Below are 12,385 nucleotides of genomic sequence, written 5' to 3' on the forward strand. Positions count from 1 at the left end.
CCCGTCCACCGGTTCGGTGGACGGGCCCTTCGGCCAAGAACGGTTCGGTCGGTCAGCGCTTCGCGGTGGCCCCGCGCAGCTTGGCCAGCCGGTCGGTGACACCCCAGGTGGTCACCCGCCACAGCGCCTCGACCACGATGCCGCGGCTCATCTTGGACGCCCCCAGCTCGCGCTCGACGAAGGTGATCGGCACCTCGGCGACCTTGAACCCGGCCTTCACCGTGCGCCAGGCCAGGTCGACCTGGAAGCAGTACCCGGCCGAGGCGACCTCGTCCATGCCCAGGCCCAGCAGGGTCTCCTTGCGGAACGCCCGGTAGCCGCCGGTGACGTCCCGGATCGGCACGCCCAGCATCAGCCGCGAGTAGGTCGAGCCGCCGCGCGAGAGCAGCAGCCGGGACTTCGGCCAGTTCACCACCCGGCCGCCCGGCACCCAGCGCGAGCCCAGCACCAGGTCGGCGCCGCGCAGCGCGCCCAGCAGCCGGTCCAGCTCCTCGGGCTGGTGCGAGCCGTCCGCGTCCATCTCGACCAGGACGTCGTAGCCGTTGTCGATGCCCCAGCGGAAGCCCGCGAGGTAGGCGGCCCCGAGGCCCTCCTTGCCCTTGCGGTGCATGACGTGGACGTGCTCGTCCTCGACGGCCAGCTTGTCGGCCAGCTCGCCGGTGCCGTCGGGGCTGTTGTCGTCGGCGACCAGGACGTGCGCCTCGGGGACGGCGGCACGGACCCGGCCGACGATCCGCTCGACGTTCTCCGCCTCGTTGTAGGTCGGGATGATCACCAGGACCTTGCCGAGATCAGCAAAACTCTGCTGGTTCACGGTCACGTACAAACCTCTCGGCCGATGACGGGGGGTCTCGGAACACCGGCGCCCGCACTCTGGAACGCGGCTCCGCCGGCAGCCCGCCGGGAGGACCTCGGTGGCGAACTGCGCGCAGGGCGGAGGCTACTGCGTCCTGGCATCCTACTACCGCGCCGGGAACCGCAGGTCCGGCCGTGGCACTCCCACCCGGTGGCCACCGTTTCCCCGTGGGTGACACCGTTCGGCTAGGGTCGTTTCCCTTGCCCGTGCCCGGACCGCCCGCACCGCCGGGCCCGCCCCGGCGATCCGGACTCGGGACATCCGGGGCCGCCCAGACTGCGAAGGAGTAGGACCGCGCGCATGGACAGGCTCGTCAACACCGTCCGCCCGTACGCCTGGGGGTCGCTCACCGCCCTGCCCGAGCTGCTCGGGCAGCGGCCGACCGGTGAACCGCAGGCCGAGCTGTGGATGGGCGCCCACCCCGGCGCCCCGTCCCGCGCCGACCGCGGCGAGGGCCCGCGCCGGCTGGACGAGCTGATCGCGGCCGACCCCGAGGGCGAGCTGGGCGCCGCGAGCGTGGCCAGGTTCGGCCCGACCCTGCCGTTCCTCTTCAAGGTCCTGGCCGCGGGCATCCCGCTGTCCATCCAGGCCCACCCCACGCTCGACCAGGCCCGGGCCGGCTTCGCCGCCGAGAACGCCCTCGGGATCCCCCTGGACGCCCCCGAGCGCAACTACCGGGACGCCAACCACAAGCCCGAAATGGTCTGCGCGCTGGGCGACTTCGACGGCCTGTGCGGCTTCCGGCGGCCCGCCGACGCGGCCCGGCTGCTGACCGGGCTCGGGGTGCCCGGGCTCGCCCCGGTGATCGGGCGGCTGGCCGCCGAGGACGACTCCGAGGCGCTGCGCGGCGCCCTGACCGCCGCCCTCGCGCTGGACCCGGAGACCGTCCGGCGGACCGTCGAGGTGCTGGCGGCGACCGACCCGGACGGGGAGTACGCCCCGTACGCCCGGATCGCCGAGGACTTCCCGGACGACCGCGGCGTGGTCGCCGGCATGCTGCTCAACCACGTCCGGCTGCGGGCCGGCCAGGCGCTCTACCTGGGCGCCGGGGTCCCGCACGGCTACCTGTCCGGCGTCTGCGTCGAGCTCCAGGCCAACTCCGACAACGTGCTGCGGGCCGGCCTCACCCCCAAGCACATCGACGTGCCGGAGCTGCTGAAGGTCGTGGTCTTCGAGGCCGGAGCCCCCGAGCCGCTGGAGCCGGCCCCGGTCGAGGGCACCCCGGGCGAGGAGCTCTACCCCGTCCCGATCGACGAGTTCCGGCTCTCCCGCTTCGTCCTGGACGGCGCCGAGCGCGAGATCGACGGCCGCACCCCGCAGATCCTGCTCTGCACCGAGGGCGCCACCCGGCTGACCGCCGCCGACGGCACCGTCCTGGACCTGGCCCGCGGCCAGGCCGCCTTCCTCCCCGCCACCGGCACCCCGACCCGCCTCTCCGGCACCGGCGGCACGCTCTTCCGCGCCACCGTCACCGTCTGACCGCTCCGGACGGGGCCCGGGCTCAGTCCCGGGTCATGTCGACGAAGCGCGAGTAGTGGCCCTGGAAGGCCACCGTGATCGTCGCGGTCGGACCGTTACGGTGCTTGGCGACGATCAGGTCGGCCTCGCCCGCGCGCGGGGACTCCTTCTCGTAGGCGTCCTCGCGGTGCAGCAGGATGACCATGTCGGCGTCCTGCTCGATCGAGCCGGACTCGCGGAGGTCCGAGACCATCGGCCGCTTGTCGGTGCGCTGCTCGGGACCACGGTTCAGCTGGGACAGCGCGATGACCGGGACTTCCAGCTCCTTGGCCAGCAGCTTGAGGTTACGGGACATGTCCGAGACCTCCTGCTGACGGTTCTCGGCCCGCCGGGAGCCGCCGGACTGCATCAGCTGGAGGTAGTCGATGACGACCAGCTTGATGTCGTTGCGCTGCTTCAGCCGGCGGCACTTGGCGCGGATCTCCATCATCGACAGGTTCGGCGAGTCGTCGATGAACAGCGGCGCCTCGCTGACGTCGGGCATCCGGCGGGCCACCCGCGTCCAGTCGTCGTCCGTCATGTTCCCGGAGCGCATGTGGTGCAGCGCCACCCGGGCCTCGGCGGAGAGCAGGCGCATGGCGATCTCGTTGCGGCCCATTTCGAGCGAGAAGATCACGCTCGGCAGCTTGTGGTGGATCGAGCAGGCCCGGGCGAAGTCCAGCGCCAGGGTGGACTTGCCCATCGCGGGACGGGCCGCGATGACGATCATCTGGCCGGGGTGGAGGCCGTTGGTGAGCTGGTCGAAGTCGGCGAAGCCGGTGGGGACGCCGGACATCTCGCCGTTGCGGGAGCCGATCGCCTCGATCTCGTCGAGGGCGCCCTCCATGATGTCGGAGAGCGGGGCGTAGTCCTCGTTGGTGCGCTGCTCGGTGACGGCGTAGATCTCCGCCTGGGCGGCGTTGACGATCTCGTCCACGTCGCCCTCGGCCGCGTAGCCCATGCCAGCGATCCGGGTGCCCGCCTCGACCAGCCGGCGCAGCACCGCGCGCTCGTGCACGATCTGGGCGTAGTACTCGGCGTTGGCCGCGGTCGGGACGGAGTTGACCAGGGTGTGCAGGTAGGAGGCGCCGCCGACGCGCTGGAGCTCGCCGCGCTTGGTCAGCTCGCCGGCCACGGTGATCGGGTCGGCCGGCTCGCCGCGGGCGTAGAGGTCGAGGATCGCGCCGTGGACCATCTCGTGCGCGGGCCGGTAGTAGTCGACCGGCTTGAGCACCTCGACGACGTCGGCGATGGCGTCCTTGGAGAGCAGCATGCCGCCGAGGACGGACTTCTCGGCGTCCAGGTCCTGCGGCGGGACGCGCTCGAAGCCGTCCACGCCCCCGCCCCCGTCGCCGCCGCCCTCGTCCCGGCGCTGCCAGCCGCCGTCCTTCCGGTCGCCCTTGCCGCCCTTCTGGAAGCCGCCCTTCTGGCCGTCACGGCCACCGCCCTGACCGCCCTGGCCACGGCCGCGCGAGACCGGCAGCCGGTCCCCCGGGCCGTCCGGGAAGGGGGCGTCGTCGAAGGCGCCGGCCGGGAAGGGGTCCTCGGCGGGCTGCCAGTCCTCCTCCGGCGGCGGGGCGTCGTGGTCGTCGTACTGGGGGCCGGTCACGCGTGTTCCCCGATCAGCGAGTGGTGCGAAGGTGGAGCGGGCTTGCCGGTGGCTGGGTGGAGCGGAGCCGCTCCTCTTTGTACGCCACGGTCCCGACAAAACGGACGCCGGGGCGGCGGGAGTGTCGGGCGGAGGGCCCACGCTAAGGCGCCGGACGCCGTTGCGCCAAGGCGGTTATCCACAGGGGGTGTGGATGACCGGCCCCGTCCTGTGGAGAACTGCCGCAAAGCTGTGGACACCCCTGTGGACGTCCCTGTGGATAACCGAACAATCGATCCACCGTCAACCTGTTGACCTGGGATTACCTCTTCCCGGTCCTGTGCATGAGAAATTCTTCACACACCTCCGAACGGCTGTGGGCGCAGAGCGGACGAACCGCGCCGCTCAAGATTTCGAGTAATAGTCACTAGGGCCTTACATCCATTACCTGTGGATGAGTAGCCTGGAGCCCATGACCGCCTCGCCCCCGACCCCGGCCCCGAAGCCCTCGCGACGCCGGCACGACCGGGAGATCCTCGCTCTGGCCGTCCCGGCCTTCGGCGCGCTCGTCGCCGAACCGCTCTTCCTGATGGCCGACTCGGCGATCGTCGGCCACCTCGGCACCCCCCAGCTGGCCGGGGTGGGCGTCGCCTCCGCCGCGCTCTCCACCGCGACCGGCGTGTTCGTCTTCCTCGCCTACGCGACCACCGCGGCGGTCGCCCGCCGGATCGGTGCCGGGGACCGCCGGGGCGCCGTGCAGCAGGGCATCGACGGCATCTGGCTCGCCCTGGGCCTGGCCGTCCCGGTGGTCCTCCTCACCCTGGTGCTGGCGCCCTGGGCGGCCGACGCGCTGGGCGCCTCGGCGACCGCCGCGCCGCACGCGGTGACGTACCTGCGGATCAGCTCGCTGGGCATCCCGGCGATGCTCATGGTGCTGGCCGCCACCGGGGTGCTGCGCGGCCTCCAGGACACCCGCACGCCGCTGGTGGTGGCCGTCGCGGGCTTCGCCGCCAACATCGGCCTGAACGCCGGCCTGGTGTACGGCGCCGGGCTCGGGGTGGCCGGCTCGGCCTGGGGCACCGTGCTCGCCCAGACCGGGATGGCCGCCGCCTACCTGGTCGTGGTGGTCCGCGGCGCCCGCCGGGAAGGGGCCTCGCTGCGGCCGGACACCGCGGGCATCCGGGCCAGTGCCAGGGCCGGCGGCCCGCTGCTGGTCCGGACGATCAGCCTGCGCGCGGTGCTGATGACCGCCACCGCGGTCGCCGCCAGGCTCGGCGACGACCAGGTCGCCGCCCACCAGATCACCATGGCGCTGTTCAACTTCCTGGCCTTCGCGCTGGACGCGATCGCGATCGCCGGCCAGGCCATCATCGGCCGCTACCTCGGGGCCTCGGACGTCCCCGGCGCCAGGGCCGCCACCCGGCGGATGGTCGAGTGGGGCGTCGTCTCCGGGCTGGTGCTCGGCCTGCTGGTGGTGGTCGCCCGCCCACTGTACGTCCCGCTCTTCACACCCGATCCGGCCGTCCGGGCCCAGCTGGACACCGCCCTGCTGCTGCTCGCGCTCACCCAGCCGGTGGCCGGCCCGGTCTTCGTGCTGGACGGCGTGCTGATGGGCGCCGGGGACGGCCGCTACCTGGCCTGGGCCGGGCTCGCCACCCTGGCGGTGTTCGTCCCGGTGGCCCTGGCGGTGCCGGCCACCGGCACCGGACTGGCCGGGCTCTGGTGGGCGATGAACCTGTTCATGCTGCTGCGGGCCGGCTTCCTGGCCTGGCGCGCCCGCGGCGGCAAGTGGCTGGTCACCGGAGCAGTGCGCGGCTGAGGCCCGAAGAGAACCGGGCCGGAAAAGACCGAGGGCCGGACTCCCGGAGGAGTCCGGCCCTCAGGCCTTGTGCTCTACGGAGCTCAGGCAGCCACGACGGCGACGTCGAGGTTGGCCACGACGTCCGAGTGCAGCTTGACCGAGACCTTGTGGGAGCCCACGGTCTTGATCGGCGAGGCGATCGCGACGGCGCGCTTGTCCACGGCCGGGCCGCCGGCGGCCTTGATGGCCTCGACGACGTCGGCCTGGGTCACCGAGCCGAACAGACGGCCGGCGTCGCCCGAGCGGACGGCCAGCTTGACCTGGACGCCCTCGAGCTGACCCTTGACCGCGGTGGCGGCCTCGAGGGTCTGGATCTCGTGGATCTTCCGGGCGCGACGGATGGCGTCGACGTCCTTCTGACCACCCTTGGTCCAGCGGATGGCGAAGCCACGCGGGACCAGGTAGTTGCGGGCGTAGCCGTCCTTGACCTCGACGACCTCGCCGGCGGAGCCGAGACCCGGCACCTCGTGAGTGAGGATGATCTTCATTACTTGGTCACCCTCTCTTAGCGCGCGGTGCTGGTGTAGGGCAGCAGCGCCATCTCACGGCTGTTCTTCACGGCCGTGGCGACGTCACGCTGGTGCTGGGTGCAGTTGCCGGTCACCCGACGGGCACGGATCTTGCCGCGGTCGGAGATGTACTTCCGCAGCAGGTTCGTGTCCTTGTAGTCAACGTAGTTGACCTTGTCCTTGCAGAAGACGCAAACCTTCTTCTTCGGCTTGCGAGCAGGCGGCTTCGCCATTGTGTGCTCCATTTGGGGTTCACGGCCCGGCGGGCGTCCGGGGACGCCGGCGGCCGGGCCGCACGAAATCTGTCAGCTCTTAGAACGGGGGCTCTTCCGAGTAGCCGCCACCGCCGCCGGCCGGGGCACCCCAGCCGCCGCCCTGGTTTCCACCGGACGGGGCGCTGGAGGCCCAGGGGTCGTCGGAGGGGCCGGACTGGCCGCCGCCGGAGTTTCCACCCCAGCTGCCGCCGCCCTGCTGGCCGCCGCCGCCGGAGTTTCCACCCCAGCTGCCGCCGCCGCCCTGGCCGCCACCCTGCTGGCCGCCGAAGCCGCCACCGGGGCCGCCGGACCGGTTGGCCCGGGTGACCTTGGCGGTCGCCGAGCGCAGGCTCGGACCGACCTCGTCGACCTCGACCTCGAAGACCGTCCGCTTCTCGCCTTCCTTGGTCTCGTAAGACCGCTGGCGCAGTCGGCCCTGCACGATGACGCGCATGCCGCGCTGCAGCGACTCGGCCACGTTCTCCGCCGGCTGCCGCCAGACGTTGCACGTGAGGAAGAGGCTCTCGCCGTCCTTCCACTCGTTCGTCTGACGGTCGAAGGTGCGGGGGGTGGACGCGATGCGGAACTTCGCGACCGCCGCACCCGACGGGGTGAAGCGCAGCTCGGGGTCGTCGACGAGATTGCCGACGAGGGTGATGACGGTCTCGCCTGCCATGGTGGTGATGACCTCTCGGGAAGATGTCCGTTCACCGCTGTTTCACGTGAAACAGCGGACGCGAGCTACCCGAGACCCGAAGGCCTCAGAGGTGGCTCAGTGGGTGTCCGGGCGCAGGACCTTGGTCCGCAGAACCGACTCGCTCAGGCCCAGCTGGCGGTCGAGCTCCTTGACGACCTCAGGCGTGGCCTTGAGGTCGATGACCGAGTAGATGCCCTCGGACTGCTTGTTGATCTCGTAAGCCAGACGGCGGCGACCCCAGGTGTCGACCTTCTCCACCTTGCCACCCGCGTTGCGGACGACGGTGAGGAAGTTCTCGATCAGGGGGGAGACAGCGCGCTCCTCGACCGAGGGGTCGAGGATGACCATCAGCTCGTAGTGACGCATGAGTAACCCACCTCCTTTGGACTCAGCGGCCACGGTCTCTCCGTGGCAGGAGGGTTGTGCGTAGCGTCGGCACCGGAGCAGTGACGACTCCGGCCCACCGTAGCGGCCGGGTCGGACAATCGGCCCCCGCTCCGCCCGGAGGCGGATCCCACCCGGTAGAGGGTGCAGAGGGGGCACAACTACACCAGTGCAGACGGCACAGCCTACCTGCACCCGGACGGCCGAACAAAACGCATAGGGGTTGTGAGAGCGGCCCAAGCGCCGCAATCTGGACGGAACGGGATTCCTGCCCGTTCGTCTCCACGCCAGGAGGTGGGACCCATGGCACAGTCCGTCCACCGCATGCCCGCCCTCACCCTGAACACCGACGGCCACCCGCACCCCCGCGAGAACGCCCTGGTGGGCGTCACCGCCGTGCTGGGCGTGATCGCCTTCACCACCTCGTTCTTCCACAACCTGCACCTGCTGACCTCGTGGACCGGCCTGTTCGGCATCGTCACGGGCCTGTGGGGCATGTTCGTCTCGGTCACCACCGCCGAGCGCTTCGTCCTGATGATCACACTCGGCGCCGCCGCGATCGGCTTCTACCTCGGCATCGCCCGCGGCGGTCTCTGGGGCTGAACCGGGCCCCCGCGCCCCCTCGCACGCCCCCGGACCGCACCGCTGGGACCGAGCCCACAGGCCCCGCCCGGAACCCTCGCCGCCCCCGTCGCGTATCTGCAGAGGAGACAGGTACCCGACGGGGGCGCCGCCGTGCCCGCAGCGACGGGCGCCCGGACCCCGGACGATAAGGTCAGCCCGAGAACCTGGGCCACCGCAGCCCGACGACGAGGAGCACCGAGCACATGAGCCTGCGCCTGAGGACGATCACCCGCGAGGAGCACCTCGCCTTCATCAGGAGCCGCGCCTCGGCCAGCCACATGCAGGTGCCGTCGTGGGGCGACGTGAAGGCCGAGTGGCGCTCCGAGTCGATCGGCTGGTTCGACGAGACCGACCAGCTCGTCGGCGCCGGCCTGGTCCTCTACCGCCAGCTGCCCAAGCTCAAGCGCTACCTCGCCTACCTGCCCGAGGGACCGGTCATCGACTGGTTCGACCGCGACCTCGACCGCTGGCTCTCCCCGATGCTGGCGCACCTCAAGTCGCAGGGCGCGTTCTCGGTGAAGATGGGCCCGCCGATCGTCATCCGCCGCTGGAACGCCCCCACCATCAAGGAGGCCATCGCCGGCAAGCAGGCCAAGCGCCTGCGCGACGTCGAGGCCGACTGGTACGAGGCCCGCGCCTTCGAGGTGGCCGACCGGCTGCGCAAGGCCGGCTGGCTGCAGGGCGAGGACGGCGGCGCCGGCTTCGGCGACGTCCAGCCCCGCTACGTCTTCCAGGTGCCGCTGGCCAACCGCTCGCTGGACGACATCCACAAGAACTTCAACCAGCTCTGGCGCCGCAACATCAAGAAGGCCGAGAAGAGCGGCGTCGAGGTCTACCAGGGCGGCTACGACGACCTGCCGATCTTCCACCAGCTCTACCTGGTCACCGCCGAGCGCGACAAGTTCACCCCGCGCCCGCTGGCCTACTTCCAGCGGATGTGGAAGGCCCTGGTGGCCGAGGACCCGAACCGCATGCGGCTCTACATCGCCTACCACGAGGGCGAGCCGCTGGCCGCCACCACGATGCTGGTGGTCGGCGAGCACGTCTGGTACTCCTACGGCGCCTCGGCCAACCACAAGCGCGAGGTCAAGCCGTCCAACGCCATCCAGTGGCGGATGATGCGCGACTCCTACGCCCTCGGCGGCGGGGTGTACGACCTGCGCGGCATCAGTGACACCCTGGACGAGAACGACCACCTGTTCGGCCTGATCCAGTTCAAGGTCGGCACCGGCGGCCAGGCGGCCGAGTACCTCGGCGAGTGGGACTTCCCGCTCAACAAGCTGCTGCACAAGGCCCTCGACCTCTACATGTCCCGCCGCTGAGGAGGCTGACCCGATGACGCTGTCGCTCTACCTCGAGACCGAACGCTGGCGCACCCACCAGCGCTCCGTCCTCGCCGAGTTCCCCGGCCTGGTGCCCGTCGCCAAGGGGAACGGCTACGGCCTGGGCAACCACCGGCTGGCCGAGGAGGCGACGCTGCTGGGTACCGGGGTGCTCGCCGTCGGTACCGCGTACGAGGCGGCCGACGCCGCCGAGTGGTACGGCGGCGAGCTGCTGGTGCTCACCCCGTACCGGGTCGGCGAGGAGGTGCTCCCGCTGCCGCACGCCCGGGTGATCCGGACGGTGGCCAGCGTGGAGGCGCTGCGCTCGCTGCACGGTGCCCGGGTGGTGCTGGAGTGCATGACCACCATGCGCCGGCACGGCGTGAGCGCGGCCGACCTGCGCACCGTCGCCAACGAGCTGGAGGGCGTCGCCTTCGAGGGCCTGGCGCTGCACCTGCCGATGGACCGGCCGGACGGCTCCAGCCCGATCGAGGAGGTCGCGTACTGGGTGGACACCGCCCGGGCGGCCGGCATCCCGGTGCACACCGTGTTCGTCAGCCACCTCGGCGCGGCCGGCATGGACCAGCTGGCCCAGCGCTACCCGGAGACGGTCTTCCGGGCCCGGATCGGCACCCGGCTCTGGCTCGGCGACCACGCCGCGCTGGAGGTCCGGGCCACCGTCCTGGACGTCACCCCGCTGCAGAAGGGCGACCGCTACGGCTACCGCCAGCACCCGGCGCCCTCCGACGGCCACATCCTGGTGGTCGCCGGCGGCACCGCGCACGGCATCGGCCTGGAGGCGCCCAAGTACCTCCAGAGCATGGGGGCGCGGGCCAAGGGCATCGCCCGGGCCGGCCTGGCGACCGTCAACAAGACCAAGTCGCCGTTCCACTGGGCCGGCAAGCAGCTGTGGTTCGCCGAGCCGCCGCACATGCAGGTCTCGCTGCTCTTCCTGGACGGGGAGACCAAGCCCCCGGCGATCGGCGAGGAGCTCGGTCTCCAGGTCCGGCACACCACCACGCACTTCGACCGCGTGGTGGACCGCTGACCCGCCAGGCCTTTCCGACCCGCCAGGCCTTTCCGACCGGCTAGGCCTTTTCGGCCGGCTCCGGCAGCTCGGGCTCGTTGAGCCACTGCTCGGGGCCGGCCGGCGCGTACCCGGCGTAGCTCTCCTCCTCGCGCAGCCGGCGGGCGGTGCCCAGCACGGACACGTCCGGGGCGTGGTCCAGCACCCCGCCGGAGGGGTCGTCGCTGCCGTCCCAGCGCACCGGGTCGCGGTCCGGGTGGAGGACGTCGCGGACCACCAGGGCGACCAGGTACAGCGTGCCCAGCAGGTGCAGCCCGATCGCGAAGTGGTACCAGCCCTCGCCGATCCCGTGCTGCTTGGAGCCGGTGACCAGGCCCAGGTGGGACCAGATGCCCAGGGTGTAGAGCACCTCGCAGGCCTGCCAGACCAGGAAGTCCCGCCAGCGCGGCCGGGCCAGCACCGCGAGCGGCAGCAGCCAGAGCGCGTACTGCGGCGAGTACACCTTGTTGACCAGCACGAACAGCGCGACCACCAGGAAGGCCAGCTGGGCGAAGCGCGGCCGGCGCGGGGCCGAGAAGCCGAGCCACGCTATGGCCAGGCAGCCCAGCACCATCAGCACGCCGATGTAGACGTCGAGGTCGGCCAGCCCGGCGCCCCGGCGCTGCATCAGGATCAGCCAGAACGAGCCGTAGTCCTCGCCGCGGTGCTTGCTGAACACGTAGAAGGTCGACCAGCCCCGCCAGTTGGCCAGCATGATCGGCAGGTTGACCACCAGCCAGGAGCCGACCGCGCCGCCCAGCATCACCCGGAACTCGCGCCACCGGCCGGCCCGCCAGCAGAGCACCAGCAGCGGGCCGATCAGCAGCAGCGGGTAGAGCTTGGCCGCGGTGGCCAGGCCGATGAAGACACCGGCCCAGCCCGGGCGGGCACCGCTCCACCAGGCCATCGCCACGGCGGCCAGGGCGACCGCGAGCAGGTCCCAGTTGACGGTGCCGTTGAGCAGCAGGACGGGGGCGAGCGCGAACAGCAGCGCGTCCCATGGACGGCGCCGGTGGGTGCGGGAGAGCGCCACCGCGGCGACCACCGCGCAGGCCATCAGCATCCCGGCGTTGATCGCCCAGAACCACTGCTCCTGGCTCTGCTGGTCCCCGCCGCCCGGCGTCAGCCAGGCCGCGACCTGCATGAACAGGCCGGTCAGCACCGGGTACTCCAGGTACTGGAGGTCCCCCGAGGAGCCCGGGATGCGGTCCACGTACGGGTGCAGCCCGGCCGCGAAGCCGCGTCCGGAGAACAGGTGCGGGATGTCGCTGTAGCAGGCGTGGATGTACTGCGGCGAGCCCGGCTGGAACCAGGCCTGCTCGTAGCAGGGCAGCTTCTGCACCATCCCGAGCACCGACACCACGATCACCGCGAGCGCCAGGAAGCGCGCCGGGACCCACCAGGAGACGCCGAGCAGCGCCCGGCGGCCCGGGGGCCCGCCGAACACCTCGCTGCCGGCCGCCGCCACCGGGTCCTCGTCGGCCGGCACGACCACGGTGTTGGCCGGCGGCGCGGCCGTGGCGACGGCTGCCGGGAGGGGCCCTGCGGCGGCGCCGGACCCGTCCGGCCCGGCGGTTTCGTCACGATCGCTCGACGTCATGCCGGACATCCTGCCGCACCCGTCCCGCCGGGACGAGGAGGACCCCGCAACGGTCTGTACCTCTTCGCCGCGGGCGGGCGCGGCGGGCGCGACGGAAACGGCGGTGCGGCCCTCCGAGGAGGACCGC

General features: G+C 71.9%; 12 protein-coding genes. 5 read left to right on the forward strand and 7 right to left on the reverse strand.

The features are described 5' to 3' along the window. Positions 1-52 precede the first annotated feature (52 nt). Entirely contained in the window at positions 53-820 is a 768-nt protein-coding gene (locus tag ACFU7Z_RS24970) for a polyprenol monophosphomannose synthase (RefSeq protein WP_074001887.1), read from the reverse strand. Positions 821-1,156: 336 nt separating this feature from the next. On the opposite strand from ACFU7Z_RS24970, the gene manA reads away from it, so the two are divergent. Beyond that, positions 1,157-2,335 carry a mannose-6-phosphate isomerase, class I gene (gene manA, locus ACFU7Z_RS24975; RefSeq protein ID WP_380779769.1) on the forward strand — a complete coding sequence of 393 codons (1,179 nt, stop codon included), beginning with the start codon at positions 1,157-1,159 and terminating at the stop codon, positions 2,333-2,335. Between the two features lie 22 nt (positions 2,336-2,357). Here the strand turns inward: manA and dnaB are convergent, their stop codons facing one another. Further along, positions 2,358-3,962, reverse strand: coding sequence for a replicative DNA helicase (gene dnaB / locus ACFU7Z_RS24980; RefSeq protein ID WP_079271991.1), 1,605 nt, complete (start codon positions 3,960-3,962; stop codon positions 2,358-2,360). A gap of 451 nt (positions 3,963-4,413) precedes the next feature. Here dnaB and ACFU7Z_RS24985 point away from each other — a divergent pair, with 451 nt between their 5' ends. Beyond that, positions 4,414-5,760, forward strand: coding sequence for an MATE family efflux transporter (locus ACFU7Z_RS24985; protein WP_049651108.1), 1,347 nt, complete (start codon positions 4,414-4,416; stop codon positions 5,758-5,760). 83 nt (positions 5,761-5,843) lie between these two features. Here ACFU7Z_RS24985 and rplI read toward each other — a convergent pair whose 3' ends face one another. The 4 genes from rplI to rpsF all read right to left on the reverse strand — a co-directional run bounded on the left by rplI (position 5,844) and on the right by rpsF (position 7,628). Next, the gene (gene rplI / locus ACFU7Z_RS24990) at positions 5,844-6,290 is read right to left on the reverse strand and encodes a 50S ribosomal protein L9 (RefSeq protein WP_049651109.1); all 447 of its coding nucleotides are present in this window, start codon (positions 6,288-6,290) and stop codon (positions 5,844-5,846) included. A 17-nt stretch (positions 6,291-6,307) separates the two neighbouring features. Continuing rightward, positions 6,308-6,544, reverse strand: coding sequence for a 30S ribosomal protein S18 (gene rpsR / locus ACFU7Z_RS24995; protein ID WP_030059640.1), 237 nt, complete (start codon positions 6,542-6,544; stop codon positions 6,308-6,310). A 79-nt stretch (positions 6,545-6,623) separates the two neighbouring features. Continuing rightward, complete coding sequence (locus tag ACFU7Z_RS25000) at positions 6,624-7,241, reverse strand: single-stranded DNA-binding protein (protein ID WP_380779771.1); 618 nt, start codon at positions 7,239-7,241, stop codon at positions 6,624-6,626. A 96-nt stretch (positions 7,242-7,337) separates the two neighbouring features. Then, entirely contained in the window at positions 7,338-7,628 is a 291-nt protein-coding gene (gene rpsF / locus ACFU7Z_RS25005) for a 30S ribosomal protein S6 (RefSeq protein ID WP_049651111.1), read from the reverse strand. 321 nt (positions 7,629-7,949) lie between these two features. On the opposite strand from rpsF, the gene ACFU7Z_RS25010 reads away from it, so the two are divergent. The 3 genes from ACFU7Z_RS25010 (at position 7,950) to ACFU7Z_RS25020 (ending at position 10,640) form a co-directional block, all read left to right on the forward strand. Beyond that, positions 7,950-8,249, forward strand: coding sequence for a hypothetical protein (locus ACFU7Z_RS25010; RefSeq protein WP_074001889.1), 300 nt, complete (start codon positions 7,950-7,952; stop codon positions 8,247-8,249). 224 nt (positions 8,250-8,473) lie between these two features. Beyond that, positions 8,474-9,592 (forward strand): peptidoglycan bridge formation glycyltransferase FemA/FemB family protein, encoded by a 1,119-nt coding sequence (locus ACFU7Z_RS25015; protein WP_074001890.1) that lies wholly within the window; start codon positions 8,474-8,476, stop codon positions 9,590-9,592. 13 nt (positions 9,593-9,605) lie between these two features. Further along, positions 9,606-10,640 (forward strand): alanine racemase, encoded by a 1,035-nt coding sequence (locus ACFU7Z_RS25020; RefSeq protein ID WP_049651114.1) that lies wholly within the window; start codon positions 9,606-9,608, stop codon positions 10,638-10,640. Between the two features lie 40 nt (positions 10,641-10,680). Here the strand turns inward: ACFU7Z_RS25020 and ACFU7Z_RS25025 are convergent, their stop codons facing one another. Beyond that, positions 10,681-12,258, reverse strand: coding sequence for a glycosyltransferase family 87 protein (locus tag ACFU7Z_RS25025; protein ID WP_380779774.1), 1,578 nt, complete (start codon positions 12,256-12,258; stop codon positions 10,681-10,683). Between the last annotated feature and the right edge of the window lie 127 nt (positions 12,259-12,385).

This window comes from Kitasatospora sp. NPDC057518 (genome assembly GCF_042802075.1).
GTDB lineage: Bacteria > Actinomycetota > Actinomycetes > Streptomycetales > Streptomycetaceae > Kitasatospora.

Excerpts from the sequence above, each read along its gene's own strand:
- manA (WP_380779769.1), top strand. The coding sequence starts at position 1,157 with ATGGACAGGCTCGTCAACACCGTCCGCCCGTACGCCTGGGGGTCGCTC.
- ACFU7Z_RS24985 (WP_049651108.1), top strand. The coding sequence starts at position 4,414 with ATGACCGCCTCGCCCCCGACCCCGGCCCCGAAGCCCTCGCGACGCCGG.
- rplI (WP_049651109.1), bottom strand. The coding sequence starts at position 6,290 with ATGAAGATCATCCTCACTCACGAGGTGCCGGGTCTCGGCTCCGCCGGC.
- rpsR (WP_030059640.1), bottom strand. The coding sequence starts at position 6,544 with ATGGCGAAGCCGCCTGCTCGCAAGCCGAAGAAGAAGGTTTGCGTCTTC.
- ACFU7Z_RS25000 (WP_380779771.1), bottom strand. The coding sequence starts at position 7,241 with ATGGCAGGCGAGACCGTCATCACCCTCGTCGGCAATCTCGTCGACGAC.
- rpsF (WP_049651111.1), bottom strand. The coding sequence starts at position 7,628 with ATGCGTCACTACGAGCTGATGGTCATCCTCGACCCCTCGGTCGAGGAG.
- ACFU7Z_RS25010 (WP_074001889.1), top strand. The coding sequence starts at position 7,950 with ATGGCACAGTCCGTCCACCGCATGCCCGCCCTCACCCTGAACACCGAC.
- ACFU7Z_RS25015 (WP_074001890.1), top strand. The coding sequence starts at position 8,474 with ATGAGCCTGCGCCTGAGGACGATCACCCGCGAGGAGCACCTCGCCTTC.
- ACFU7Z_RS25020 (WP_049651114.1), top strand. The coding sequence starts at position 9,606 with ATGACGCTGTCGCTCTACCTCGAGACCGAACGCTGGCGCACCCACCAG.
- ACFU7Z_RS25025 (WP_380779774.1), bottom strand. The coding sequence starts at position 12,258 with ATGACGTCGAGCGATCGTGACGAAACCGCCGGGCCGGACGGGTCCGGC.